General features: G+C 45.0%; 29 protein-coding genes. 4 read left to right on the plus strand and 25 right to left on the minus strand.

The window, feature by feature from the left end; genetic code table 11:
- Window positions 1-14: 14 nt before the first annotated feature.
- The 9 genes from BO225_RS02880 to BO225_RS02920 form a co-directional block, all read right to left on the minus strand.
- Window positions 15-341 carry a hypothetical protein gene (locus tag BO225_RS02880; protein ID WP_076340775.1) on the minus strand — a complete coding sequence of 109 codons (327 nt, stop codon included), beginning with the start codon at window positions 339-341 and terminating at the stop codon, window positions 15-17.
- 64 nt (window positions 342-405) lie between these two features.
- Window positions 406-1,239: a hypothetical protein gene (locus BO225_RS02885; protein WP_076340776.1), complete on the minus strand. Its 834-nt coding sequence runs from the start codon at window positions 1,237-1,239 to the stop codon at window positions 406-408.
- The gene (locus BO225_RS02890; RefSeq protein WP_076340777.1) at window positions 1,236-2,450 is read right to left on the minus strand and encodes a zf-HC2 domain-containing protein; all 1,215 of its coding nucleotides are present in this window, start codon (window positions 2,448-2,450) and stop codon (window positions 1,236-1,238) included. The genes BO225_RS02885 and BO225_RS02890 overlap by 4 nt, the downstream gene beginning before the upstream one ends.
- The gene (locus BO225_RS02895) at window positions 2,437-2,898 is read right to left on the minus strand and encodes an RNA polymerase sigma factor (RefSeq protein WP_076340778.1); all 462 of its coding nucleotides are present in this window, start codon (window positions 2,896-2,898) and stop codon (window positions 2,437-2,439) included. Before BO225_RS02895 ends, BO225_RS02890 begins: the two co-directional genes overlap by 14 nt.
- Before the next feature lie 212 nt (window positions 2,899-3,110).
- A complete protein-coding gene (locus BO225_RS02900; RefSeq protein WP_076340779.1) occupies window positions 3,111-4,274 on the minus strand; it encodes a GNAT family N-acetyltransferase in 1,164 nt (387 codons plus the stop codon).
- Entirely contained in the window at window positions 4,271-5,149 is an 879-nt protein-coding gene (locus BO225_RS02905) for a Cof-type HAD-IIB family hydrolase (protein WP_076340780.1), read from the minus strand. Before BO225_RS02905 ends, BO225_RS02900 begins: the two co-directional genes overlap by 4 nt.
- A 12-nt stretch (window positions 5,150-5,161) precedes the next feature.
- Window positions 5,162-6,130, minus strand: coding sequence for an asparaginase (locus tag BO225_RS02910; RefSeq protein WP_076340781.1), 969 nt, complete (start codon window positions 6,128-6,130; stop codon window positions 5,162-5,164).
- Window positions 6,127-6,630 (minus strand): hypothetical protein, encoded by a 504-nt coding sequence (locus BO225_RS02915; RefSeq protein WP_076340782.1) that lies wholly within the window; start codon window positions 6,628-6,630, stop codon window positions 6,127-6,129. Before BO225_RS02915 ends, BO225_RS02910 begins: the two co-directional genes overlap by 4 nt.
- A complete protein-coding gene (locus tag BO225_RS02920) occupies window positions 6,618-7,766 on the minus strand; it encodes a glycerate kinase family protein (protein WP_076340783.1) in 1,149 nt (382 codons plus the stop codon). The genes BO225_RS02915 and BO225_RS02920 overlap by 13 nt, the downstream gene beginning before the upstream one ends.
- A 113-nt stretch (window positions 7,767-7,879) precedes the next feature.
- Here BO225_RS02920 and coaBC point away from each other — a divergent pair, with 113 nt between their 5' ends.
- Window positions 7,880-9,082: a bifunctional phosphopantothenoylcysteine decarboxylase/phosphopantothenate--cysteine ligase CoaBC gene (gene coaBC, locus BO225_RS02925; protein WP_076340784.1), complete on the plus strand. Its 1,203-nt coding sequence runs from the start codon at window positions 7,880-7,882 to the stop codon at window positions 9,080-9,082.
- Window positions 9,073-9,867: a type III pantothenate kinase gene (locus BO225_RS02930; protein WP_076340785.1), complete on the plus strand. Its 795-nt coding sequence runs from the start codon at window positions 9,073-9,075 to the stop codon at window positions 9,865-9,867. The genes coaBC and BO225_RS02930 overlap by 10 nt, the downstream gene beginning before the upstream one ends.
- Here the strand turns inward: BO225_RS02930 and BO225_RS02935 are convergent.
- From BO225_RS02935 to BO225_RS02995, 13 genes are read right to left on the minus strand one after another with little or no spacing between them, the layout of a single operon-like run.
- A complete protein-coding gene (locus BO225_RS02935) occupies window positions 9,861-10,775 on the minus strand; it encodes a ketopantoate reductase family protein (RefSeq protein WP_076340786.1) in 915 nt (304 codons plus the stop codon). The genes BO225_RS02930 and BO225_RS02935 overlap by 7 nt on opposite strands.
- Entirely contained in the window at window positions 10,768-11,361 is a 594-nt protein-coding gene (locus BO225_RS02940) for a histidine phosphatase family protein (RefSeq protein WP_076340787.1), read from the minus strand. Before BO225_RS02940 ends, BO225_RS02935 begins: the two co-directional genes overlap by 8 nt.
- Entirely contained in the window at window positions 11,358-12,020 is a 663-nt protein-coding gene (nth, locus tag BO225_RS02945; protein WP_076340788.1) for an endonuclease III, read from the minus strand. Before nth ends, BO225_RS02940 begins: the two co-directional genes overlap by 4 nt.
- Window positions 12,017-12,559, minus strand: coding sequence for a DnaD domain-containing protein (locus BO225_RS02950; RefSeq protein ID WP_076340789.1), 543 nt, complete (start codon window positions 12,557-12,559; stop codon window positions 12,017-12,019). The genes nth and BO225_RS02950 overlap by 4 nt, the downstream gene beginning before the upstream one ends.
- 1 nt (window position 12,560) lies before the next feature.
- Entirely contained in the window at window positions 12,561-13,028 is a 468-nt protein-coding gene (locus tag BO225_RS02955) for a hypothetical protein (protein WP_076340790.1), read from the minus strand.
- Window positions 13,029-13,085: 57 nt separating this feature from the next.
- Window positions 13,086-13,757 carry a 5'-methylthioadenosine/adenosylhomocysteine nucleosidase gene (locus tag BO225_RS02960; protein WP_076340791.1) on the minus strand — a complete coding sequence of 224 codons (672 nt, stop codon included), beginning with the start codon at window positions 13,755-13,757 and terminating at the stop codon, window positions 13,086-13,088.
- Entirely contained in the window at window positions 13,754-14,470 is a 717-nt protein-coding gene (locus tag BO225_RS02965; protein WP_076340792.1) for a class I SAM-dependent DNA methyltransferase, read from the minus strand. The genes BO225_RS02960 and BO225_RS02965 overlap by 4 nt, the downstream gene beginning before the upstream one ends.
- Entirely contained in the window at window positions 14,460-14,798 is a 339-nt protein-coding gene (rsfS, locus tag BO225_RS02970; RefSeq protein ID WP_076340793.1) for a ribosome silencing factor, read from the minus strand. Before rsfS ends, BO225_RS02965 begins: the two co-directional genes overlap by 11 nt.
- Window positions 14,795-15,832 (minus strand): nicotinate-nucleotide adenylyltransferase, encoded by a 1,038-nt coding sequence (gene nadD / locus BO225_RS02975; protein ID WP_076340794.1) that lies wholly within the window; start codon window positions 15,830-15,832, stop codon window positions 14,795-14,797. Before nadD ends, rsfS begins: the two co-directional genes overlap by 4 nt.
- On the minus strand, window positions 15,829-16,119 hold the full coding sequence (locus BO225_RS02980) for a YhbY family RNA-binding protein (RefSeq protein WP_076340795.1): 291 nt from the start codon (window positions 16,117-16,119) through the stop codon (window positions 15,829-15,831). Before BO225_RS02980 ends, nadD begins: the two co-directional genes overlap by 4 nt.
- Window positions 16,119-17,195 (minus strand): ribosome biogenesis GTPase YqeH, encoded by a 1,077-nt coding sequence (gene yqeH / locus BO225_RS02985; protein ID WP_076340796.1) that lies wholly within the window; start codon window positions 17,193-17,195, stop codon window positions 16,119-16,121. Before yqeH ends, BO225_RS02980 begins: the two co-directional genes overlap by 1 nt.
- A complete protein-coding gene (locus tag BO225_RS02990; RefSeq protein ID WP_076340797.1) occupies window positions 17,188-17,715 on the minus strand; it encodes a YqeG family HAD IIIA-type phosphatase in 528 nt (175 codons plus the stop codon). Before BO225_RS02990 ends, yqeH begins: the two co-directional genes overlap by 8 nt.
- On the minus strand, window positions 17,712-19,289 hold the full coding sequence (locus BO225_RS02995; RefSeq protein ID WP_076340798.1) for an NAD(P)/FAD-dependent oxidoreductase: 1,578 nt from the start codon (window positions 19,287-19,289) through the stop codon (window positions 17,712-17,714). Before BO225_RS02995 ends, BO225_RS02990 begins: the two co-directional genes overlap by 4 nt.
- 113 nt (window positions 19,290-19,402) lie before the next feature.
- Between BO225_RS02995 and BO225_RS03000 the strand changes: the two genes are divergently transcribed.
- Window positions 19,403-19,984, plus strand: coding sequence for a DUF3267 domain-containing protein (locus BO225_RS03000; RefSeq protein ID WP_076340799.1), 582 nt, complete (start codon window positions 19,403-19,405; stop codon window positions 19,982-19,984).
- Window positions 19,985-20,005: 21 nt separating this feature from the next.
- Here the strand turns inward: BO225_RS03000 and BO225_RS03005 are convergent, their stop codons facing one another.
- Complete coding sequence (locus tag BO225_RS03005) at window positions 20,006-20,836, minus strand: HAD-IIB family hydrolase (protein WP_083632057.1); 831 nt, start codon at window positions 20,834-20,836, stop codon at window positions 20,006-20,008.
- An 84-nt stretch (window positions 20,837-20,920) separates the two neighbouring features.
- Here BO225_RS03005 and BO225_RS03010 point away from each other — a divergent pair, with 84 nt between their 5' ends.
- The gene (locus BO225_RS03010; protein WP_076340800.1) at window positions 20,921-21,205 is read left to right on the plus strand and encodes a hypothetical protein; all 285 of its coding nucleotides are present in this window, start codon (window positions 20,921-20,923) and stop codon (window positions 21,203-21,205) included.
- A gap of 104 nt (window positions 21,206-21,309) precedes the next feature.
- Here the strand turns inward: BO225_RS03010 and BO225_RS03015 are convergent, their stop codons facing one another.
- A complete protein-coding gene (locus tag BO225_RS03015; protein ID WP_076340801.1) occupies window positions 21,310-22,875 on the minus strand; it encodes a recombinase family protein in 1,566 nt (521 codons plus the stop codon).
- Window positions 22,857-23,810 (minus strand): recombinase zinc beta ribbon domain-containing protein, encoded by a 954-nt coding sequence (locus BO225_RS03020; protein ID WP_083632058.1) that lies wholly within the window; start codon window positions 23,808-23,810, stop codon window positions 22,857-22,859. Before BO225_RS03020 ends, BO225_RS03015 begins: the two co-directional genes overlap by 19 nt.
- Window positions 23,811-23,967 lie beyond the last annotated feature (157 nt).

Here is a 23,967-nt window from a genome sequence, read left to right on the forward strand (position 1 = left end):
ATATTGTAGCTTTATTATTTCAATTGGGCATTCGCCGCAAAAGCGTGACCGACAACTCGTCCAACGATCCGATATACCTTGTGGATCGGATCAAAAGAAAGAAGTTCCATTTTTTCAATATCGATTCCATTTTCGTCGATATACGCTTCGTCAACATTGATCTTTTCGATTTTGCCAATGATATTGCCTTCCTCGCTTTGCTTGATCAAAGAACATTCTAGGCAGAGGGGAAGCTCTTGAATAATCGGCGCGTTGACGATTTCGCTTTTTTGGAGCGTGAAGCCTGCTTTTTCGATTTTATCCGGAACATCGTTTCCGACACGATTCCTACATAGTCGCAAGCATCCAAGTATTTTTTCGTTCCAAAGCTGATCGTGAACGCTTTTTGGGCCAAAATGTTTTTTGTCATCTTATGACTTGCGCACAAGCACAATTCAACTTGATCGGCATCATACAGTCCGCCCATTCGATATTGTCGCCCACATTCACCTCCTTCTCAAATGCACGCTGAACATGAGCTTTCAGCTTTTCGTTCACGTCTTCATAGGAAATTTTCATCACGTCGTTTTGTCTCGTTGTACGACTCTGTTCTCCATAAATCCATTCGAGCTCATAGTTTTCATCGATTTCGACAAGATATCCCTCTTGATCAAAGTGAAATGTGTATTCGCATACTTTCATATTCAGATCCGTCAATCCAGTCAACTCCCGTTGGGCTTCCACAAGGAAGCGCGCATTGAAACCATCCCGTTCTGAAACCTTAAGAACGGCGTGGATCGTATCGTTTTTCAAACTCCATTCAAACTCCGGCTTCAAGCCAATACTACGACCCCGATCGTCCAGCTTCATTGGAAAGCGGATCGCATGATACAATTTCGACAAATATCCATAATAACGCTCGCCTTTTTCGATCGATTGCACTTCCAATACATTGATTCCAATATAGCAGAACAGCTCTTCAAATCTCTGACCATCAAAACGGATCAATTCCATTCGCTTGTCAAAGCCAAACTCATCCAAAATATAAATCGTATCTTCATCTTTCCAATTCATTATGCATTCTTCATTGGCAGGTTCTTCCATAACTGTCTTTTGGATCGTATACGAAGTAGTGTCTTTCGCTTTTGCAAATCCCATCATCATCCGATCCGAAATTTGAGCCGTTGTATCGGTTTTCGAGCACGACGAAAGCAGTACGGAAAAAATCGAACCCACAATAAACATTGTTTTCATTTTCATTCTCGTTTCTCCAATCTCCAATTATTCTCTATTTTTTGCAGCCTATATCGTAAATCACTATTGAATGGCACCTCTTGAGTAGACTCTCCATCGATCTTAAACTGGATCGTATATCGTCCTTTCTGAAGATAAACCCGCCAAACGAAACTACCATCCTCATTCACCCAATCTTTTACGTATCCGCTAAATTCTTCGACTGGTTCTCCATTTTCACGAACAACAAACGAGACGATCTGATCCTTGTCTAACCTTACTGGCTGGATCTGAACATCAAAAGTATACTGGTTCCATATTTCTTCTGACTGTTCGAGCCTCTCGACGTTTTGAGTAAAAGCGGACAGAGAGCCATACCCTTCTTTTATTTCAGTTTTTAAAAGAGCGTCCAGACTTTCAACACTCACCGTTTCCTTCTTTCCTTGCGATTTCCATGTGACGGAAGAAGCATTCTCGATCAAAGAAAGGATCAACAGCGATTCCCGATTCACATACACGTCGGCAAGAGGACGCGCTGTCTCTATGATCAGTCTCGTGCCATCGAGCTCGAAGGTATAGCTTCCAACAAGACTTGATACATTCATTTTTTTCAGTAGATGGGAGACTTGAGAAGCATTGCCAATGTATTCTACTTTATACGCATGCAGAAGCCCTAATTCATCGGGGATCTTCGTTCCATCTTCCCATACGATTTGTCCAGCGACTTCGACATTTTCGATCAATTGATCTGTCGTGTACATAAACGTTTTTCTTTCATCGTTTCCTGGCACGGTAAACACGATCGCTTGAACATGGCTTCCATTCTCTTTCCACTCGACGCGGGATACTTTCCGCCCTTGATCGAGACATTCTACTTCCAAACTCACTTGATAAGGAGCTACCGTCGTGTTTATATTGAGCAAAGCCGCAGGTGTTTGCCTGCCGATCCAAAACGTAGATATCGTCAAGAAGCTCACGACGATCACAAGAACGATACATACGCTCAGCCAAATATGGCGACGGCTACGCTTCCTCACCAGTTTCAAATAATCGAACTCGATCTTTTCATCTTGATCTAAAATGGATGGGCTCTCTTTCATTCGTTCTAAAGCTTTTTGGCACGAAGAGCATTGGAACAAATGTTCTTCAATGATCTTGTTCGTTTCCGGACTTGTCAATCCATCGATATAATCGGGAAGCAGATCCTTGACTAGTATATGTAGCTTATTCTCTTCCATTCTCTTCCATCTCCTTTCTCAACTTCTCTCTTGCCCGATAATAAGTGACGCGAGCCGTGTTCTCGCTGATTCCTAGTACCTCGCCGATCTGCCGAAAACTCAAATTCCCATATACTCGAAGATACATGATCTCTCGAGAAACACTTGACAATATTTGCATTTTTCTAAGTAAATCTACACGAGAGTTTGGATCGCTGATCGAGCCCGCCATAAACGATTCATCAAATGGAACATGTTCTGGATTCTTTCTTCGATATTTCGCATACTGGTTTCGAGCAATCGCGCAAAGCCAAGTCGACAATTTAGATTCGCCTTTGTATGTATGAAGCGAGTGGACCGCTTGATAAAAAGTTTCCTGCATCACTTCTTCCGCCACATCTTCACAGGCTCCTAAAGAAAGAAGATAACGATAGACGAAGCGCGCATATTTTTGATAGATCTCGTCCATATCTTCCTCCTCCTTTGTCTATATGTGTCTAATACGAGCCGATTCGTTACATCTTTTTTATTTTTTTCAAACTCCATTGAAACGATTGTTTTCTAATATAATGATATCATGCCTAGAAAGAAGGTAAAAACATAGTCGCGGATTTAAATTTTTATAAAAAAAGCTCTTCATCCACACCTTTGAGATGCTTTTGAAGAGCTTAGTTGTGGGTATCAAAAATAATCCGCGAACAATACCGGATCCATCACGATCGCTTTTTCGAGCATACCGACCATCCGCGCGTACGTTCCATTCTTGACCTCGATCTTGTTTCTTCCTTCAATGAGAAGAAGCCGACCAAAAAGCAGCTTGGCCAGCTCGCCCTCGCTCATTTTCGCGGTGATCAAGTTCGTTTCATGCACCCGTTTCACCTTGTTGCCATGGATCTCATAAAGACCCGTGTTCCAAGGGGCGAAACGATCGCTCGTGATCTCGAGCGCGAACTCGATCGACGACTGGAACGGATACATCTTCAAGAACTTTTCTACATTGATGATCCGCGCCATCATTCCGGGCAGCACGCGAACGAGCAAATTCTCTGGCCGATCGTCTAAAAGACGATACAGCTCGCTTTGCCCTTCCGTTTCCAAGAATTTGAATTCCTTATATTCTAGATCTTTAAGAACATCCAACAACGCGAGAAGCACCTCTTCGCCTTTGTTTTTGATCTCAAAAACATCCACGATCCCATCTTTCACTAAATACGCCATATAGCCAACTGGCATCTTGTCTTTAAAACAGATCACGAACGTATAGTCTTTACGCAAATGGAATTTATACTCTTCCCACCAAGGTTCGCGGACGATCTGACCATATTCGATCAACGGATCTTCTCTTGCGATCTTTCGAAGATAGGGACGAGCTTCCTCCCATGTCATTTCCATACAAACTAGATCCTCACCTTTTTTTGAAGGAAGCGCTTCGATCTTCCCCGAATATTCGATCATATCGAAGATCTTTTCATACCCGAACTTTTGATAAAAGCGATAGGAAAAAGGCGCCAAATACGAAAGGACCATATTCTCCTCATTCATTTTTTCCAACAACAGCTCCATCACATCGTCGATCCGGCCTTGTCTTTGAAATTCTGGCAAAGTCGCCACGAACCCGATCCCCGCCATTGGGATCAAAGCGTTGTGAAAATCGATCGTGTATGGGGTTGCGATGATCTGCGAAGCTAATTTCTCGTCCTCGAACGAGCCAAACGAATACGAATGCTCGCATAATGAACGCAATCGCGCATCGATGCTCTCCTTTGTGTTCCAAGGAAAACCAACACAAATCACCTTTTTCTGTTCCTCATAGTCCGAACGATCTAGTTCTCTTACATTTTTCATACGATCCCTGCTTTCAATAAATTCTCATTGCCCTCTAACAAATCATCGATCACTTGACCGATACCATTCTCATCGTTGCTGCTCGTCACGACATCCGCCACTTTTTTGACCGAATCCATCCCGTTGCCCATCGCAACGCCGATCCCTGCTTCCTTGATCATTTCGATATCGTTTTCCGCGTCCCCAAAAGCCATGACGTTTTCCATCGAATAGCCAAGCTTTTTAGCGATCTTCTCGATCGCCGAAGCCTTGGAAACTCCCTTTGGCATGATCTCCATCCATCCAGGCCCCACAAGAAGCACGTCAAAATCCTTTAGATCCTCTTTCATCTTCTCGATGTTCTTTTCAAAAAAAGAAGCCGAATGCACAAGACACACTTTATTGATATCTTGCTTTAAAGAAATATCTTTATATGGAAGATCGATAAAATTTCGCAGCTCGCTACCCGCCTTCAGTCCATAATCCGTCGGCTCGCCAAGCACAAGATTTTTCACATTCTTCTTCAAACGGCCAAGCCTAGAAATATAGGAATAAAAATCATACCCACAACAAAAGATCCCCTCCACATTGTATTTTCGACACACCTCTTGGATCTTCAATCCATCTTCCGTGCTCAAGACATCATCTAGATCATATTCCTTATGCGCGAAATCATAAATGATCTGTCCATTAACGAGCGCTAGAAAGTGAGGCCCCTCCTCGAGTTCCAGTGGCTCATACACAAATTTACAACCGTTTTTATCCCGTCCAGAAGCGATCACGATATGCATTCCTTGCGCTTTCGCGCGCTCGATCGCCTCCACCGTTCTTACATCCATGGATTTATCGCTCTTTAAAAGCGTGCCATCCAAATCAAAAGCCAATATCTTAATCATAAGACCTCCAAACTAGTAGGTTTCAAAAATCATCTTCAACTTCTCTAGATCCTGCGTATATACAAGAGCCACCATCAACAAGATCCTCGCCTTATGCGGAGAAAGCTTGAAGGAAGGAATCGTCTTTTGTTCAGGATCAAAGATCTTCGATTCAAAAACCGCCCCCTCCAGCAATCGCGAAGAACGAACGATCCGACACGGTCCATCATACTCTTCGACCACCGTCTTGATCGCATTCGAATAGTTTCCCGCGCCGCTGCCCGCCAAAACGATCCCATCATAATGATCAAGCATATATCGCAGCAGTTGGGGATCCGCACCAGCATGCACATAAAAAATCCCCACTCTAGGAAGCTGAGAATATTCCAGATGCGCGAAAAGACTCTCGCACGTATGTTTGCGATAAGGCATGTTCTCAAAATAAACATGCTCGTCCCGCATAAAGCCGAGCGCTCCATATTCGCCCATATCGAAGGCGTTCGTCTTGAGACTATTGGTCTTCACAAGATCGCGAGCCGAATAGATCGTATCCGCAAAAACCGCCAACACGCCCGCCTTGTACGCGTTAGGATGCGAAGCCAGACTCACCGCTTCATATAAATTCATCGGCCCATCCGCGCTTACCGCGCTAGCAGGACGCATCGCCCCCGTCATGACGACCGGCTTTCGATTCTGCAGCGTCAAATTCAAGAAAAACGCGGTCTCCTCGAACGTGTCCGTCCCATGGGTGATGACGATCCCATCGATCGAAGGATCTTTCTCGAGCTGATGACAAAGATCGCGCAAAGCGAGCCAGTCCTTCTCTGTGATATCGTTAGAATCTTTGGAACAAAGCGGAAAAAGCTTTAAATTCGCCAACGATTTGATTTCAGGGATCGAGTCGATGATCGAGCGGACATCCAAAGTTCCCGCCTCGTATTCCGACATGCGGCCACTGCCCGCAATCGTCCCTCCTGTCGAGATCAGCGCAATATTTTTCATCGTTCCAAATACTTCCAAACATCGACTTCATCCGCCTTGTCCCAATCGATCGACGAGTCCACGTTCCATTCGCTCATCGTTTTATTCTCTTCATTGAAACCGATCGCGGCAGATCTTACCACACCGTCTTGGATCGTGTAGATCGTAGGCGTATATAAGAAATAAGGAAACTTCTCTAAAAACTTTTGCCCCTCTTCTGTGCTCGATTGCAGCACTTCATCTTCTTGCTTACGCTTTGAAAATTCAAAATCGGTCGTGTCCAACTTATAGACCGTAAGAGCATGTCCTTGCTTCGTATCCTCGATATATTGATTCAAGGACTCGCAAAACGGACAATTGTCCCGTTCGACAAGGAGCTGGAAGCTTTCCTTGTTTTCAAACATCGTTTCCACTTCCTGCATGCTCACTTCCACCTCTTGAAAGTTTGTCTTCGAACAAGCGCTCATAAGAAGCAAGCTTATCCCAAATAAAGCGATCCATCCTTTTTTTATCCACCGCATTTTCTTTCCTCCAATCCACTGATCAGCTTCCCGACCGAAAATGCGAGAGCCTCCAGCTTTTCTTGTCCGTGTAATAAAGCCGTATTAAAATCCATCGCGCGGTCCGCACTCGAAAAAATGCCGATTACACCTTCATTATATAAGTCTTCATACCCAATGCCTAAAGCTCCGCTCAAACAAATGGTCGGCACATGATGCTTTTTGGCTTCCCTTGCGATCCCATAGCACACTTTGCCATACATCGTCTGCAGATCTGTCTGCCCTTCGCCCGTAATCACTAGATCGGCAGATTTGAGCGCTCGGGCAAAACGAGCATACTGCATCGTCAAATCGATCCCGGCGACCATTTTAGCATGAAAGACCCCAAGCATCACGCCGCCGATCCCTCCAGCCGCCCCCGAACCCTCAAAAGCATTCATATCCACATGAAAAGTTTGATCGATCTTTTGGGCATAATGGGCCATCGCCTGATCGAGCCACTTCATCTGCGAAGGATAGATTCCCTTTTGTTTGCCAAACACATAGGTGCACCCATTTTCACCAAGCAGATGATTTTTTACATCACAAGCCACGATAAACTCCACATCCTTAGGAATATGGACAAACCGCTTATCGATAAAAGCGATCTTTTCCAACGAGTACGCATTGTCTTTCAAAAGCTCTCGATCTTTATTATAAAAACGCGCTCCAAACGCTTTTAAGATCCCGGCTCCGCCATCGTTCGTACCGCTTCCTCCTAGACCCAATACGATTTTCTTGCTGCCGCGCTTTAGAGCGTCTTGCATCATCAATCCGACCCCATAGGAAGAAGAAGCCAGCGGATTGCGCCGATCCTTTGGATAGAGATTGAGCCCAATACAGCTCGCCACATCCAAGATCGCGAGTTTTTTTTCTTCATTGTACGCATAGGCAGCCCGGATCCTTCTTCCTTGCAGATCCAAAGTATCGACTTCGATCATTTTCCCATGGATATAATGACATAAAATATCCGCGAAGCCCTCTCCGCCATCGGCCATCGGAAACAGCTGTGTATTCATTGTTCGAGAAGAGCGTTCCAATCCTTTTTTTACGCTTGCGCACGCTTCAAAAGAGCTCATGCAACCTTTAAAAGAATCACACGCGATCAAAACATTCATGAACGATCATCACCCTCCTTGTTGTGCATTCCATTTTATTTTACCACAAAGCTTGGTAGCAAAAATATCCTTCCTGTTCTATAATATGTAAGACCTAACGGAGGTTCCATTCGATGCAGAAAAAAAACATCTTGATCGCGGTGAGCGGTGGTATCGCCGCCTACAAAGCCTGCGATCTTGTCAGCCGACTCGGCAAAAAAGGATACTCGATCAAAGTGATCATGACCCGATCTGCCACCCAGTTCGTCGCCCCGATCACCTTCGAAGCCTTAAGTCACAATAAATGCGAAACCCAAGTTTTTGATGAAACCAACGAAGACCCGATCGCCCATATCACTTTGGCGAAATGGGCCGATGTCTTCGTGCTCGTTCCTGCTACCGCCAATATCATCGCCAAGATCGTTCATGGCATCGCCGACGATCTAGTGAGCACGACCGCGCTAGCGTGTTATTGTCCAAAGATCATCTGTCCAGCGATGAATGTCCATATGTATGAAAATACAGTCACGCAAGAAAACATCCTTCGCGCAAAACAGCTAGGCTATACGATCGTCGAACCCGAAACAGGCCTTCTCGCCTGTCAAGATGTTGGAAAAGGCAAACTGGCCAGTCTCGACACGATCCAAGAAGCGATCGAGTCGATCTTTGATGAAAAGCTCCTAGAAGGAAAACGCGTTTTAGTCAATGCTGGGCCTACGATCGAAGCGCTCGATCCGGTCCGTTTCATTTCGAACCACTCTTCTGGAAAACAAGGCTACGCCATCGCCCAAGCGGCAAAAAAGCTAGGCGCCAAAGTGACTCTCATTTCTGGACCTGTCGCTTTAGAGCCGATCCCAGGAATCGAAACGATCTACATTCAAAGCGCCCAAGACATGATGGATGCTGTACAAGCTCGTTTTGAAGACAATGACTATTTTATTTTAGCGGCCGCCATCTCCGATTACCGTTCTAAAGAGACCGCTCCTCAAAAGATGAAAAAACAAGGAGATACGATGGAGATCGAACTCGTTAAAAATCCCGATATCCTCGCTTGGCTAGGCGCCCATAAAAAAGAAGGACAGATCGTTTGCGGCTTCGCGATGGAAACAGAAAATCTTGAACACAACGCGCAAGAAAAATGCGTCAAGAAACACTGCGACCTGCTCATCGGAAACAATCTGTTCACCCAAGGGGCAGGCTTTCAGACACCGACCAATGTTGTGACTCTTTTCACGAAAGACACGATCCAGCCACTCGGAAAAATGAGCAAAGAAGAAGTTGGCGAATTGATTTTAAAAACAATGAAACAAATGGAGGACCATAACACATGCTCGTAGCGATCGATGTAGGAAATACCAATATAACGATTGGCGTCTTTAAACACGAAGATTTGATCGCCAATTATCGTCTGACCACCAAGATCAAACGGACAAGCGACGAATATGGCTCTTCTCTCGTCAACTTTTTGACGGCGGCAGGTATCGATGTAAAAGATGTGAACGATGTGATCGTCTCTAGCGTCGTTCCCAAGATCATGCATTCCTTTCGAAACGGAATCAAAAAATTCTTGAACATCGATCCGATCATCGTTCGTCCAGGCATCAAGACAGGCATCAGCGTCCAGCTCGAAAATCCAAAAAGCGTCGGGTCAGACCGCATTGCCGATTGCGCAGGCGCCTATCACGAATATGGCGGACCTGTGCTTGTCGTTGATTTTGGGACCGCCACCACCTATGACTATGTCACAAAAGAAGGCCACTTCAAGGCGGGAGCGATCGGCGTAGGGATCGAATCTGGCGCCAACGCGCTTTGGGGACAAACCGCTCAGCTGCCAGAAATCGAAATCAAACGCCCAAGCACGATCTTAGCGAAAAACACCCAGACAGAAATGCAAGCCGGAATTTTCTATCAATGTCTTGGCGGCTTTGAAATGACCGTCAAGCAGTTCCGCAAAGAACTCAAAGAAGACTTCAAAGTCATCGCGACAGGCGGGCTTGGCCGCGTGATCTGCGATTATACAGATTTTATCGACGTCTACGATCCCAATTTGATCTTCAAAGGCTTGAAAGTCATCTATGAAAAAAACAAAGACGAAAAAAAGGAAGAGCGCAACGTTCAATAACGCTCTTCCTTTTCATATTGTAAGATCTTTTCATAAAGCATCGATAAGCACGGTGTCTCGATTCCCTTTTTTTCAGCCATCGGGATCAGAGTGCCACTAAAAAGCATCACTTCGCTTTTTCGACGCGCCAAACGATCTTGCGCCATGCTCGGCATCGAATTTGGATCCAAATTTTGGATCGCCTCGATCCACGCATTGATCTCTTGATCGTCGATCGCGACCTCATAGGCTGCGAATACGTGCTGCACCTCTTTCATCGTTTTATAAAACAAATCGTATAAAAGCGGATGCGAACACACTTTGCCATATGTACATTGGTAGACCGCGCAAATTTGATTGATCGCGCAATTGAGCATGAGCTTCGAATATTGATCATGGATGATATCGTTCGAAACGACATACGGAAAATCGATCCGATCGAAAAAAGCGCACAATTTCGCAAAACTTTCTTCTTGACCGCTTTTCTCCATTCCGATCACGAGCTCACCTGTTTTCGTATACGACAAGCTGTCGCCCTCATATTTCGCATCCATCTTTTGCGAGATCGCGCGAATGACAGGCTGCGGATACCGTTCCATGAGCAGATCGTCGCTCACGATCCCGTTCAAGCCCGAAATCAAGATCGTATCCTCTTTCAAGAACGGCTCGATCATAGTAAGCGCCGCATCAAAATCTTTCATCTTCGTCGTGATCAAAACAAGATCGACAGGATACGCATCCCTATTCGTTACATAAGAAAAGATTCTCGATACGCCATTGATTCGGTACTCGCTCGCTTCATATCTTTGTTTTCGTTTTTCATCCACGAGAAACGCAAAATCGTTTCCCACCTTTTCTTCGATCAAAGAGCCAAACAAACCACCGACCGCGCCTCGGCCGACGACGAGCACCTTTTCGATCTCAGACATGATGAAAAGGCTCCTTTTCCGTTTGGATAAAGTCGACAAGCATCATCTCTTCTCCTTTCATCTCATATTCGAGAATACACCCATTGCGAAAATCCTTCGGATCTAGGATCCCTTTTTTTCGAGGCAGCGAGCGGAACAATCCGGAAACAGGAATCCCATGCGTGACAAACAGCACCGAATGATGATCGTTTTGTTTCATGACATGCAAGATCAAACGAAAAACGCGGACGATTGCTTCTTCATACGTTTCTCCGCCAACGGATTTAAAAAAATTCATTCGATCTTCAACAGGAATGTCCGTATGCTTCCACCCATCGTATTTGCCAAAACTCATCTCGCGAAGCGCTTGGCTTGTATATTGTGGAACTTGGATCGGAGCGATGATCTGCATCGTGTCGATCGCTCTAGAAAGATCGGAGCTGTAGGCGTGATCAAATGTGATCCCCTTTTTTTGAAAATAGTCGCGGACCTTTTTGGCTTGCTCTCTTCCTTTTTGCGTCAGAGGCGAATCTTTCCAGCCTTGGCACCGTTTTTCAACATTGAACTGCGTTTGTCCATGACGGACAATGTAGATCTTTTTCTTCATTCCATTTCCTTCTTTTTCTTTTTCAACGCTTTATATCGCTCAAGTTTTTCGTTTTGACAAAAACTCGTGAAAGGACATTCCTGACATTTTGGATGTCTAGCCGTGCAGAAATATCGTCCAAAAAAGATAAAATCGTGATGAGCTTGATTCCATAATGCCCGTGGGATCTTTCGTTTGAGCTTTTCCTCCACCTTTTCTACGCTATCATCCACTTTCGCTAAGCCGAGACGCTTGCTTACGCGATCGACATGCGTATCGACTGCGAAACTAGGAATATCGAAAGCCACACTGCGAACGACATTCGCTGTTTTTCTTCCCACACCTGCCAAAGACTGAAGCTCTTTATACGTGCTTGGCACGACGCCATCGAACTTCTCAACAAGATCTTTGGAAAGAGCGATAATATTTTTGGCTTTCGAGTGATACAATCCGATCGTTCGGATATAGCCTTCGACATCTTCGAGATCGGCTTTCGCGAGCGAAAAAGGATCTGGATAGCGTGTAAAGAGTGCTGGCGTGACTTTGTTGACCGAAGCGTCGGTCGTTTGAGCCGAAAGAACGACCGCTATAAGCAGCTGAAATGTGCTTTCATGATAAAGCTCGCATTGGGCGTTAGGAAAGATCTTCTCGATCTCGTATACGATTTCTTCGCCGCTCATCGTTTACCACTCTCCAGCTCTTCTGTGCTCAATCCTTTGTTGCGCCATGAGACAAGGACATTTTCAATATAGTTCAAGCTTTTTTTATCGTAGACGACCGCCTCGTTCAAAGCGCATACGACTTGCCGTTCGCCGAATGTCTCACACAAGTCGAGGATCTTTTGCATTTCAAAGACAGAAAGATCACGACCAAACTCTTCTTCAAAATCAGAGATGATGCTTTTGGAAAGAGAAACCCCCGAAGGATTCGCGTTTTTCATCAACCCATCCATCAAAAAGCAAACTTTGCCTTGCACCACATCGATCTTTAAATACCCGCGCGAAGAAAGGATATTAAAGATCGTGTCCACTTCTTCTTCGCTGATCTTGGCTTTGGCGGCAAAAACTTCCGGAGAGATCGGTAAATTATGCGCGTTGGCATCTAAGATCAGCAAAGCGATCAACGCTTCTCGAGCGTCGAGATGCAGATCCTCTAGATGCGCGAACAACCAAGCGACTTGATTGAACCAAGGCTCGTTCCATGGATCTTTTTTCGCCATATCATTCCTTCCTTTCATAAACGTTTTCTAGCGTATCATAGTTCAGCAGCAAAAGTGTGTTTTTCCCTCTCACCTCATAACAAGGGGCGCTATAGCCAAAAGTCAGATCGATCGTCTCCGCATCGATCCCGTACTCTTCTTTGGCCACTTGCCGCACTTTGGCATAATCAAGAGTCGAAAGATCGCGGACGGCGATCTCTTCGCACTTCTGGTTGAACCAATAGACATTTTCTGTCGTATAGCCAGAATACGTGACATATTCAAATATATTTTGTTCAAGACCTTTGATATCTGGCACTTGTTTTTGGATCTTGGCATACGCGGCTTGCAGTTGTTCTTCATGCAGGCGGGCCGGCCCGCTGATAAACAAGCTCCATAATAAAGCGATCAGGCAAACGAGCGTACACGCAAGGGCGAAACTGAGCCATGGTCCATAATATTTCGGTTTTTTCTTTTTGATCTCGCTCATATTGTTTATTCTAATCCATTTCTAGGAATTAGAAAAGCTACCTTCACAAAAGGCAGCTTATAAACACCATTCATTGATGAATTTAGCGGCTTGCTCGCTCGCTTTTTGAGCAAAAGCGGAAAACTCCATCGGATTGTCGTGATGAAAAACAACATCCGAAAGCGTGCGGATGATCAAGCATGGAGTATGGAAGGCGCTGCACACTTGGGCGATCGCGCCACCTTCCATTTCTGAGCAGGCGCTTTCCGGAAAGTTTTGCTTCAATGTATCAAAGTCGCTTTGACGAGCCATAAAAAGATCTTGGGTCGCGATCACGCCGGTCTGATAAGGGATCCCGATCTTTTGGGCGATCGATTCCGCTTTTTGAATCAAGGCGGGTTCGATCGGATAACGAAGTCCGAGCCCTTCTTCTCCATCGAGCGGACTCGTGTCAAAATCGGCTTGGATCGCTTCGTTCGAGATCACAAGATCAAGAACTTGCTGATTTTCGAGCAAGCCGCCCGCGACACCTACATTGATCACCAATTCAACTGGCGCTTCCATCAAAAGGATCGTAGCGCTCATGCTCGCGCTGCATTTGCCAATCCCTGCCAAACAGGCGATGACTTCTTGTTCATGGATCTTTCCTCGATACAGTTTGCAAGTCGCAATTTGTCGTTCGCTTTCGATCTCCATATATTTTAAGATCGCTTGCAGCTCCGATTCCATCGCGCATAAGATTCCTATCATTGCTCTTTTCCTTTCTTTTGTACGATATAAAAATATTTTTCTCCGCTCTGGATACCTTCTTGATCGAAATCGGTACGAATATCGACGATCGTAAAGAATCGCTCCAGTTGTTCATGAAGCCATGTGGGCTCATACACTCTTTGGATATGATGCTCTTGCTGGATCGTTCCATCGAGTTTATAAAACGCGAAGTCTTGATAAATGAAATCATCCTCGGCCATGATCGACCATTGGTATTGTACGCCATCTTCGAATTCGCCCGTCTCGTTGAACTCTTCCTGAAATTCTTCGAGCCTATCCAAAGAATGCGTATCGAATAGAAAATACCCGCTATCGCTTAGATGGGCATCCACTTCACGAAAGAGGTGGATCAAATCGTCTGGATCTAAAATGTAGTTGATGCTGTCGCAAAGACAAAGGATCGCCTCGTATTGGCCACATTCCTTTAGATCCAGCATATTTCCTGTAAAATAGTGGATCGATTGACTGTCTTGTTTTTGCTTGGCTTCGGCAATCATTTCTTCGCTCAGATCTAGAGCGTCGATATGGACTCCATCTTGAGCAAGGCGACGTGTGATTTCTCCCGAACCACACGCCAGCTCTAAGATCGAAGAACCGATCTTGACGGTGTGGATCCAATCATACCAGGCGCTGGTCGCTTGATCGTCTTTGACGAGCGCGTCGTAATAATGGGCAAGCGTATTATAGATCATACCGTTTAGATGGGACGTCTCCATAGAGCTTGTCGAGATTGTAGACGTGTCTTTCTTCTTCGACAAAGAGATGAACGACGATATCTTTCAAGTCGATCAAGATCCAGCGCGAATTAGACTCGCCCTCTTGACGGATCTCTCCTGTATAATTGGCGTCTTTGAGCTTTTCACGAATATTGGTCGCGATCGCGTTGTTTTGACGCAAGTTGCTCGAAGAAGCGACGATCATCGTATCTACGAAAGGCGTGACCATCGATACGTCGTATTCGATGATATCTTCTCCTTTTCTCTCGGAGATCGCTTTGAGTACTATTTCTAAAACGTTCATTGTGTTCCTTCTTTCCGTTTTTGCTGGATATATTTATCGTTTTGGTCTTTTGTGAGATCAAAACCGTGGTCGATATCTTTTTCGCACGCTTTGATGAGCGCGGAACTATCGTATCCACGTAAGGGATCGAGCTTGTCGGCGCAATAGACGATCTTCGCGTACGGTTCATCGCTCAACCCAAGCACGTGCCAGCGGATGGCGTTTTTGATTTGACGGTCTTTGATCCCAAAAACACGATCGATCACTTCACCACCCACAAATCCATGCCAGATCGAAGTGGAGGCGTTTACGTATTGAGGGGCGATCGCTTCGACCCAAGGTCTCATTTGGTCTGGCAGCATCGATTTGCACACGTCGTGAAAGAGGCCTGCTAAATACGCTTTTTGAGGATCCAATCCATTGCCTTGGGCGAATCTTTCGCAAAGCTTGGCGACCGAAAGGCTATGCAAAAAGCGATGATGGCGCACTCTTGATTTGACGAAATCTTGAATGTAGAGCCGATTGGCATAGATATATTCGAGAACACGGGGATCGACATAATTCAAGCCATTCCCTTCTCGGATCATGCTTGAAGAGACAGGGACTTGTTTCATTGGCATGCATTCTAGATCATAGTCGTTGCGGCCAAAGCTTCCATCTCGATCGACACAAATAAAATGGGCCATGCTCACAAGCTTGTCCACGTTTTTCCAATCTTGGAATTGAGCCATTTGATCACTGCCGATCAAAACATAGAACTCGGTGTCTGGCTCGTCTTTGAGCAGTTTTTTAAGGGTATGGTAAGTATACGATTTCTTCTTGCGATCGAGCTCGATCGGATTGAGCTTGAAGGTCGCTTCGTCTTGAATCGCGATTTCGACCATCTTTTTACGATGTTCATCCTCGGTGAGCTCGCGATCCTTCAACGGTGTCTGGTGGGTGGGAATATACCATACTTCATCGACCCCTAACTCCTTTTTGGCAAGCTTTCCCATTTCAATGTGGCCTAGATGGATCGGATCGAACGATCCACCAATAATGGCGACTCGTTTCATGCTTTGAGTCCCATTTTGTTTTCTTTGCTGCGACGATAGAGAATGAATGTCCGTCCTACGATATGAACGACTTGAGCATGGGTGGCGGCCGCGCATTCTATGGCTGCTTCTCTAACGTCGATCGGCGTCGTCTTCAGTAAAGAGACTTTGACGAGCTCATGCGCTTCGAGCGCGTCGTCGAGGGTCTGGTATAAATTAGCGGAAAGTCCTGTCTTTCCAATCTGGATCAAAGCCTGTAGATCGTGGGCTTTTGTTCGTAAATACTTTTTATCTTGATTGCTGAGCATTATATCATTGCCTTTCTAAATGTGACTTGGATGCCTTTATGGACTTTGACGTAGATCTTTTCGATCGAGCCCGAAACACAGAACCAGCCAAGTCCATGGATCACGATATCGAGCTTCCCTTCAAAAGGGGGCGCTTGATATGTATGCATCGTTTTAAGCGATAAATCGAGTGTTGGCGAAAGCATTTCGCCAAGATGGTTTTTCCAAAGCGTATCCGCGTTTTCCAATTTTCCGCGATGGATCGGAAGCGAATTGGAGAAATAAGCGACGATCGTCGCCTTGCCTTTTGTATAGACATCGAGTCGCACGAGTCCGCCTACCGCAAAAGACTGGTTTTCGAATACTTGGGTGACTAGAGGTCGGATCGGTTTGGTCGGGATCAACTGCTTAAGCTGCTTAGGGTCGATCAAGGTGAGTATACTGTGATGGTTCTCGATGCCTGGAGTGTCGTAGATCGTATAGCCATCTTTTTTGATCGTGACTAGATCGAGCGTCGTGCCTGGATTTCTTGAGGTCGTCAGATCCGTGGAGGCTAAAAGCTTATTGATCAAGGTCGATTTTCCTGAATTGGCGACACCCATGAAGATCACGTGTTTGTCTTTGGCGTAGTGTTCGATCGCCTCTTCTAAACGCTTGATCGAATATTGGGCTTCTTCGCCATTTTTAAGGAGTCCTCCTAGAATGATCTTGCCATCGACATGAATATCTTCTTCTTTTAAACGCTCGTCCACGAATTCGAAGATCTTTTTGTCGGCGAGCGTTTTTGGCAAGACATCGCGTTTGGTCAAGACCATGATGATCTTTTTATTGGGCAACTTGTGGTTGAGCCGCGAAATGATCGAAGACTCGAACGTGAACAAGTCGACGACCCAAAAGATCACGCCCTCTAAAGCGTCGATCTTTTCGAATGTTTCATTGGATTCGATGCCTTGTTGCATATTGATCGTCAGATCTCCATAATGGCGGATCCGATAGCACCGCTGACAATACGAAGAGTCGAGAGTCGGGACATAGCCTGGCGCGTTTGCGTTTTCGTTTTGCAGCAAGACTCCGCACCCTTTACAATATTTAGTCATCGAATTCCCCCTTTTTGAAAATGTGTTTTTTCGAATAATGACGATAGATAAAATTTTCAAAAAAGCGATTGATGCGCGTATCGAATTTATCTTTTTCAATGATCGGTGCTGTCAAGATCTTATAGCAGCCAGCCAAAGAGGCGCCGAGCATGTCCGTAAGAAGCTGATCGCCTAAAAGAGCCGTTTGTTTTGGGGCAACATGATAATAGCGCATCGCTTTTTTGATATTTCTTGGTGTTGGTTTGAACGACAAGTAAAAGACGTGTTCGACATCGAGATCTTTGGCGAAGCGTTTGGCTCGCTTAGGCGAAGCGTTGGAAACGAGCGCCACATCGAGTCCGCTGTGTTCGACTTTCTTTAAGAACTTTTTTACTCGTTCGTTCGAATCCGGGTCGTTATAAGCGACCAAAGTATTGTCGATATCACAAAGCAACAAACGTATGCCTGCTTTTTTTAAGCGTTGGATATCGATATTTTCAAAATTGCGGACATAATAGTCCGGTTTAAAATAATGCTTCATGCATTTTCCTTTCCAAAATGGTCCATGAGGGCGTAGGCGCTTTTGATCCCATCGATCGCGCTGCTCACGATCCCTCCCGCGTAGCCGCTTCCTTCTCCGCACGGGTAAAGTCCATAAATGCTGCTCATTCGATTTTCTTTCGCCCGGACAAGACGAAGGCTTGGATTGCTCCGAGATTCGATCGCGCTCAAGATGGCGCCTGAAGTCACGAAGCCAGGCACTTTCTTTTCAAAATCGAACAGCGCCTCATGCAAAGACTGATTGACGGCTTTAGAAAACAAAGTATTGAGATCGACAAACTCGTAGCCTAAGCAATAAGTCGGCTTGACACCTTCAAGTTCCTGGCTCACTTTGCCTTGTAGATAATCTTTGGCAAGCTGGACAGGCGCTTTATAGCCGCTTGTCATTCGATAGGCTTTTCTTTCAAGATCTTCGATGTATTTTTCACCAGCGAATAGTTCTGTTCCATAATCGTCTTCATTGATCTGGACAAGCAACGCCGAATTCGCGTTTTCTCCGCTTCGAGAAGCGTAGGACATGCCATTGATGACAAGCTGTCCTTCTTGCGCTTCGCTTGGGATCACATATCCGCCAGGACACATGCAAAATGTATAGACGCCTTTTTTGTTGGAGGTCATCGTCGTCAGCGTATAGCGGGCCGGGATCAAGCGCGGGTCGTCTTTAAAATCGCCTAGCATCGCCTGATTGATGAACTCTTGAGTGTGTTCGATACGTACGCCGATCGGGAATGGCTTGTTTTCAAGATGAAGGCCTCGCTCATAAAGAGCGTGGATCGTATCCGAGGCGCTATGTCCGATCGCTAAGATACAAGCTTGGCACGCCACTTCTTCGCCATTGACGATCAAAGCTTTCAATCGATCATCTTGGACGATCATATCTTCGAGTTTGGCATGGAAATGGAATGTGGCTCCCATTTTGATCATCGCTTGGCGCATGTTTTCGATGATTTCAACAAAGGCATCGGTGCCAATGTGTGGATAGGCGTCGACCAAAATATCCGGATCCGCTCCATATTGGACGAGTTCTTCTAGCACTTTCCGCAAGAGCGGATCTTTCGAGCGGCACGTCAGTTTTCCATCCGAAAAAGCGCCTGCTCCTCCTTCTCCAAACTGGACGTTGCTTTCAGGATCTAAGGGTCCGCCTTTCCAAAAGGCATCGACATCTTTTTGGCGCTGGCGTATAGAAGCTCCGCGCTCGATGATGATCGGTCGATAGCCATGTTGACATAGGGCAAGAGCGGCAAACATGCCAGCAGGTCCAAAGCCGACAACGACAGGCCGCGAGTTTAATGGATGTTCTCCTTTGGGAACGAAATGATCTTTCTCGTCTGGTTTTTTAATGACGTCTTTTTGCTTTAAGTACTTTTTTTCATGATGGACTTTCGCGTCGATCGTAAAGGAGAAGCGGACCTCATGCTTTCGAGCGTCCACGCTTCTTCGATGAATATGAAAATCGATCAAATCTGCACTTGGCATTTTTAATTTTTTTAAAAGTTGTTCGCGGATCTTGCTTCGATCATCCGCATCGCATATTACTTGATGTACTCGAATCATGGATTCATTGTATCACCGGATGTTTTTGTGTGGCAACATTTAGGACTTTTCGGATTGGCTATCTCGTCTTGGCTCCTCTTTGGTATAATGAAAAAAAGAAAGAGAGTAGTCTTATGAAACTGCATTATCGGGGAAAATACGATCTAGATCCAAATTCGCTTCCTGTAGCCGAAGAAAAAGAAGGAGCCATCCAATTCGAAGAAGCTGCATCCACTCAAGAACTTGCGAAGAAAGCCAATATTGCCGCTTTTATTCTTTTGATCCTTTTATTGATTCCGATCGTGATGCTCCATCGGCTCAAGGCGGATTCGTTTGCTTTTTGGATCGGGTGCCTGCTCTCTCTTTTCTGCGCTTTGCCGCATGAGTTGCTGCACGCCCTCTGTTTTAAAGAGGATGTGTATCTATACACCAACTTGAGGCAAGGAATGCTTTTTGTGATTGGAACCGAGCCTATGAGCAAAGGGCGATTTATCTTTTTGTCTTTGCTTCCGAATCTTGTTTTTGGGCTTGTTCCTTACCTTCTTGGTTTGATCTATCCTTCCTTGAGCCTTTTATTAGGGCTAGGCTGGTCTTCTCTGGCGATGGGAACTGGCGATTATATCAATGTCTATCACGCTTTGAAACAAATGCCAAAAGGCGCGCTCACCTATATGTCCGGCTTCCATAGCTATTGGTTTATGCCAGAGCAAAAATAAGCAGCACATTCATTGTGCTGCTTATGCTTTGAATAATTCAGGATGTTTCTTTACAAAATGATGCGCCAATCCATCGTGATCGTTGTCGAGTTCTGTGATCTCATCGGCGCACGCTTTCGTGTCTTCCGTCCCGTTTTTCAAACAGATCCCAAGTCCTGCTGCTTTGAGCATTTCGTTGTCGTTGGTCGTATCGCCGCAAGCGATGATCTGCCCGTTATCAAGATCGAGCTGCTGACAAAGGATCGGTAAAGCGATCGCTTTTGAAACCGCTGAATCGCTGACTTCCATCAAAGTCGACTGCGTCTTGAACCATTTTAGCCCTGGTGTCTCGATCGTTTTTAAATACTGTTCCATTTGATCGATCGTTTCTTTTTGCCTTGTCCTAAACATCACCTTGACGCAAGGTTCTTTACACATTGTCTCAAGATCCACTTGCACGGGTTCTTTTCCTGATTTGATCGCAGAAGTCTTGATCACTTCATTGACTTCTAAAGCGTGGATCTGAGAGCCCCGATATAAAAAAGGAATACATTCAAAATGATCGAGCATCAAATGGGTCGCAGTTTTTAATTGTTCCGGGCTCAATTCATGAGAGAGAGAATACGTGTTCGTGACGTTGTTCTGGATCTCGCACCCGTTCAAGCCAACAAGAACATCAAATTGAAAAGGAAGGTCCCAATTTTGCGTATGAAACGTAATATCATCGACTGGCCGTCCAGAAGCGATGCCAAGAAGGATCCCATGCTCGTGCAAAGAGGTCAAGATCTTTTTCGTGTAGAGAAGCATCTTCCAATCTGTGTTCAATAACGTGCCGTCGATATCCATCAAGATCAGTTTTTGTTTTCTCATCATAAATATAGATTATCATTTCAAGCGTCTTTTTTAAAGCGCTTTCAGTCATTCCATGATACGATTATAAAAAGCGAGGAAACGACTATGCCAAACCATCCTTTCGACTACAAAACATGGATCCGTCAGCATCATGACGATTCGATCCAATTCAAAGAAATCGGCGCGGATCATTATGAGCTTGGAAATGCGGCGGGAAGTGCCACGATCCGTTTCTATGACAATGATCTTGTAGAAATCAGCATCGCCCGCAAAAAAGACAATGAGATCCAATACTATTTGCATTTTCAAATCAAAGACAAAGAACACGCCCAGCAAATGTATCTTGAAATGATCGAGGCTCTCCAACCTAGTGAAGAATCCGTACAATGAAACAGGACTTGAACTTTTAAACCCTTTGAGAAACTCCTAAACCCTCGATAGGTAAAGGGAATATTCCTAAACCTATAACCGAAACTAAAAAAGCAGCCTTTCGGCTACTTGTGGGTTTCGACCTGTGTCCCGTCCGTAAAAATCAGAATGATTTTTACGTCAGCGTACACTTCGCATCGCTTTACATATGTTCTCCAAAGGTCATCATCGAACTCTTTTAAAGGTTTAGCATCCGCCAGGTAATTGCGGAATTTCCTGCCTGCATAACGTTCCATTGAGATATCGGTTCGCTTATCCTTGATCTGGTTATACTCGATTTGAATTTTTTCGTATTCTTCACAAAGGGCAATATACCGCTCCGTATCCTGAGGAGCTCCTTTTGATGACTTTTGAAGAAGCCTATCCAGCTCTGCAGATCGCTTATTCAAGTCCTCGTTTAAGCGGTCAAGTTCAGCATCCAATTCGTCTAGCTGGGGCTGAATATATCCTCTCTTTTTTGATTCAAGAATCACTGATTTCTTTTTCCTGATTAGTTTGTTCATCTCTTCTACAAAGATTGCTTCAAGTCGTTTTTCATCAACGTGCTTTGTCTTGCAGCTTTTTGTTCCGTAATAGCGGTTATAACATTGCCATACTCTTTTTCTGTATTTATCTGTGGGATGCCAAACGTAAGGCGAATAACCGGAACCACATTCTCCGCAGACAACAACTCCGGAAAAGCAATGGTCACTGTATCTATGCGATCCACCTCTGCGCTTTATCATTGCCTGCACCTGGTCAAACACTTCTGGATCAACAATAGCTTCGTGATTCCCCTCAACGTAGTATTGCGGGATTTCTCCATGGTTGATTTTAGATTTCTTTGTAATGAAATCTGTTACGTATGATTTTTGAAGGAGCGCATCTCCACGATATTTCTCGTTTTTGAGAATTCGGAAAATTACAGTTGGTTTCCACTCCTTTTTTCCGTAAACCGTTGGAATGCCTTCTTTCGTTAAGGCTTTAGCGATTTGAGTGGGCAGAAACCCTTTGAGATATAAATCAAAGATTTTTCGAACGATCTTTGCCTGCTCAGGGTTAACAACCAGCTCGCCATTTGGTCCTCTGTCATAGCCAAGGAATCCGCTAAATGGAACCCATACTTTTCCCTCAGCAAAGCATTTTCTTTTGCCCCAGGTGCAATTTTCTGAAATCGAGCGTGATTCCTCCTGGGCTAGTGAGGACATGATGGTGATGAGTAATTCTCCTTTCCCATCAAAGGTCCAGATATTTTCCTTTTCAAAAAATACCTCGACTTTTTGTTCCTTCAGTTTTCGGATGGTGGAAATTGAATCTACGGTGTTTCTGGCAAATCTGCTAACGCTCTTCGTGACTATCAAATCAATTTTTCCAGCAAGGGCATCTTCTACCATTGATTTAAACCCTTCACGTTTTTTCGTATTCGTTCCAGTGATTCCTTCATCGGTATAGACTTTGACAAACTCCCAGTCACTTCTGGACTTGATATATTGCTCGTAGTGGCTGACCTGACGTTCATAACTGGTCAGCTGTTCATCCTTGTCAGTGCTGACTCTGGCATAAGCTGCAACCCGGCGTTTTCTGATTTTTGATGAACCGTCAGATTTCAATATCGACTTTCTTGAAGCCGGAATCACTGTGACTTGCGGCATGGTTTTTTCACCTCCTTGTTATAGTGGCGATAAGTAACAGCTCCGTCCCGAAATTCAAACTTCAAAGTTTTTCCAATGACATGAATCGACTTAATTGACTCATCAAATTGACCGGCATCGAACTCTTCCATGTTCAAGACTTCGCAGGATATTTTCTCCAGATCTGAATTACGGATAGTGACTTCACCTGGATGTTCACAACGCCAGAAACGCTCTTTCGATCCATCAAGATATTTGCGCTCGAATGAATGGAAGTTGCCACCGCAAGTGGAGCATTTGATAACTCTGCTGAAAGGCTTCTCTTTCCCAAGCTTTCTAACGTTATCCCGATCCCGCTGGTAAGCAGAAGCCTGCTTTTTTCGCTCATTAGAATAGGTCTTTCTCCAGATATTCTGGAGCTCTACAGTCTTTTTTGAGCCATCTTTGAAGTGGAAATGCAGGTGATCACGATCCTCGACTTCGATTCGATCAACGTTAGCCTTAAACACGTCGGGATCGAATTCACCGGTTCCCAAAACAGAGGCGCATGTCTTCATCAGAGATTCTTCGTCAAGAGGGACTGATTTAGGACAGGCAGCCTTCCTTTCCAGCGTTGCTTTTCCACAGCCCCAGAATGGATATTTGCCAGTCCTTCCTCTGCGGTAGTTCGTCCCACAATGTTTGCAAACGATCTTTCTGGTAAATGGATATACAGAGCTGTTCCAGCGAGTGCTAATTACTCTTCTTCTTTCGAACTCCTGCTGTACAGCCTCAAACTGCTCTTTGCTGATGATTGGTTCGTGAGCATCTTCGACTAGATATAGCGGACGCTCGCCATTATTCTTCATTTGCTTATGCGTGAGAGGACTTTCCGAATAATGCTGGCCAAGCAGCAGGATACCTGTGTAGTGGATGTTTTTCGCAGTTGTTCTTACAACTTCACCGCTTGGTACTATGTCAAGTTTGAGGACAACCTAAATTTCTGTTTTTTGACAAATCCGAAAAAATTTGTTCCGCTTTCCATTGACTACGGGTCCCTATCCCTAAGAACCCATTTCTTGTTGCTTTTCAAACTCCCAGCTCTTGCTGCGGCTTGAAAAGCCCCAAGCTTGT

It is taken from the genome of Dubosiella newyorkensis, assembly GCF_001945605.1.
GTDB lineage: Bacteria > Bacillota_I > Bacilli_A > Erysipelotrichales > Erysipelotrichaceae > Dubosiella > Dubosiella newyorkensis.

Excerpts from the sequence above, each read along its gene's own strand:
- BO225_RS02940 (WP_076340787.1), bottom strand. The coding sequence starts at position 11,361 with ATGAAGAAAAAGATCTACATTGTCCGTCATGGACAAACGCAGTTCAAT.
- BO225_RS02965 (WP_076340792.1), bottom strand. The coding sequence starts at position 14,470 with ATGATCTATAATACGCTTGCCCATTATTACGACGCGCTCGTCAAAGAC.
- BO225_RS02990 (WP_076340797.1), bottom strand. The coding sequence starts at position 17,715 with ATGAAGCATTATTTTAAACCGGACTATTATGTCCGCAATTTTGAAAAT.
- BO225_RS03005 (WP_083632057.1), bottom strand. The coding sequence starts at position 20,836 with ATGATGAGAAAACAAAAACTGATCTTGATGGATATCGACGGCACGTTA.
- BO225_RS02935 (WP_076340786.1), bottom strand. The coding sequence starts at position 10,775 with ATGTCTGAGATCGAAAAGGTGCTCGTCGTCGGCCGAGGCGCGGTCGGT.
- BO225_RS02920 (WP_076340783.1), bottom strand. The coding sequence starts at position 7,766 with ATGAATGTTTTGATCGCGTGTGATTCTTTTAAAGGTTGCATGAGCTCT.
- BO225_RS02960 (WP_076340791.1), bottom strand. The coding sequence starts at position 13,757 with ATGATAGGAATCTTATGCGCGATGGAATCGGAGCTGCAAGCGATCTTA.
- yqeH (WP_076340796.1), bottom strand. The coding sequence starts at position 17,195 with ATGACTAAATATTGTAAAGGGTGCGGAGTCTTGCTGCAAAACGAAAAC.
- BO225_RS02905 (WP_076340780.1), bottom strand. The coding sequence starts at position 5,149 with ATGATTAAGATATTGGCTTTTGATTTGGATGGCACGCTTTTAAAGAGC.
- BO225_RS03000 (WP_076340799.1), top strand. The coding sequence starts at position 19,403 with ATGAAACTGCATTATCGGGGAAAATACGATCTAGATCCAAATTCGCTT.
- BO225_RS02980 (WP_076340795.1), bottom strand. The coding sequence starts at position 16,119 with ATGCTCAGCAATCAAGATAAAAAGTATTTACGAACAAAAGCCCACGAT.
- BO225_RS02885 (WP_076340776.1), bottom strand. The coding sequence starts at position 1,239 with ATGAAAATGAAAACAATGTTTATTGTGGGTTCGATTTTTTCCGTACTG.
- BO225_RS02900 (WP_076340779.1), bottom strand. The coding sequence starts at position 4,274 with ATGAAAAATGTAAGAGAACTAGATCGTTCGGACTATGAGGAACAGAAA.
- BO225_RS02950 (WP_076340789.1), bottom strand. The coding sequence starts at position 12,559 with ATGGCGAAAAAAGATCCATGGAACGAGCCTTGGTTCAATCAAGTCGCT.
- rsfS (WP_076340793.1), bottom strand. The coding sequence starts at position 14,798 with ATGAACGTTTTAGAAATAGTACTCAAAGCGATCTCCGAGAGAAAAGGA.
- nadD (WP_076340794.1), bottom strand. The coding sequence starts at position 15,832 with ATGAAACGAGTCGCCATTATTGGTGGATCGTTCGATCCGATCCATCTA.
- BO225_RS02955 (WP_076340790.1), bottom strand. The coding sequence starts at position 13,028 with ATGAGCGAGATCAAAAAGAAAAAACCGAAATATTATGGACCATGGCTC.
- BO225_RS02895 (WP_076340778.1), bottom strand. The coding sequence starts at position 2,898 with ATGGACGAGATCTATCAAAAATATGCGCGCTTCGTCTATCGTTATCTT.
- BO225_RS02915 (WP_076340782.1), bottom strand. The coding sequence starts at position 6,630 with ATGCGGTGGATAAAAAAAGGATGGATCGCTTTATTTGGGATAAGCTTG.
- BO225_RS03010 (WP_076340800.1), top strand. The coding sequence starts at position 20,921 with ATGCCAAACCATCCTTTCGACTACAAAACATGGATCCGTCAGCATCAT.
- BO225_RS02890 (WP_076340777.1), bottom strand. The coding sequence starts at position 2,450 with ATGGAAGAGAATAAGCTACATATACTAGTCAAGGATCTGCTTCCCGAT.
- coaBC (WP_076340784.1), top strand. The coding sequence starts at position 7,880 with ATGCAGAAAAAAAACATCTTGATCGCGGTGAGCGGTGGTATCGCCGCC.
- BO225_RS02910 (WP_076340781.1), bottom strand. The coding sequence starts at position 6,130 with ATGAAAAATATTGCGCTGATCTCGACAGGAGGGACGATTGCGGGCAGT.
- BO225_RS02995 (WP_076340798.1), bottom strand. The coding sequence starts at position 19,289 with ATGATTCGAGTACATCAAGTAATATGCGATGCGGATGATCGAAGCAAG.
- BO225_RS03015 (WP_076340801.1), bottom strand. The coding sequence starts at position 22,875 with ATGCCGCAAGTCACAGTGATTCCGGCTTCAAGAAAGTCGATATTGAAA.
- BO225_RS02930 (WP_076340785.1), top strand. The coding sequence starts at position 9,073 with ATGCTCGTAGCGATCGATGTAGGAAATACCAATATAACGATTGGCGTC.
- nth (WP_076340788.1), bottom strand. The coding sequence starts at position 12,020 with ATGAGCGGCGAAGAAATCGTATACGAGATCGAGAAGATCTTTCCTAAC.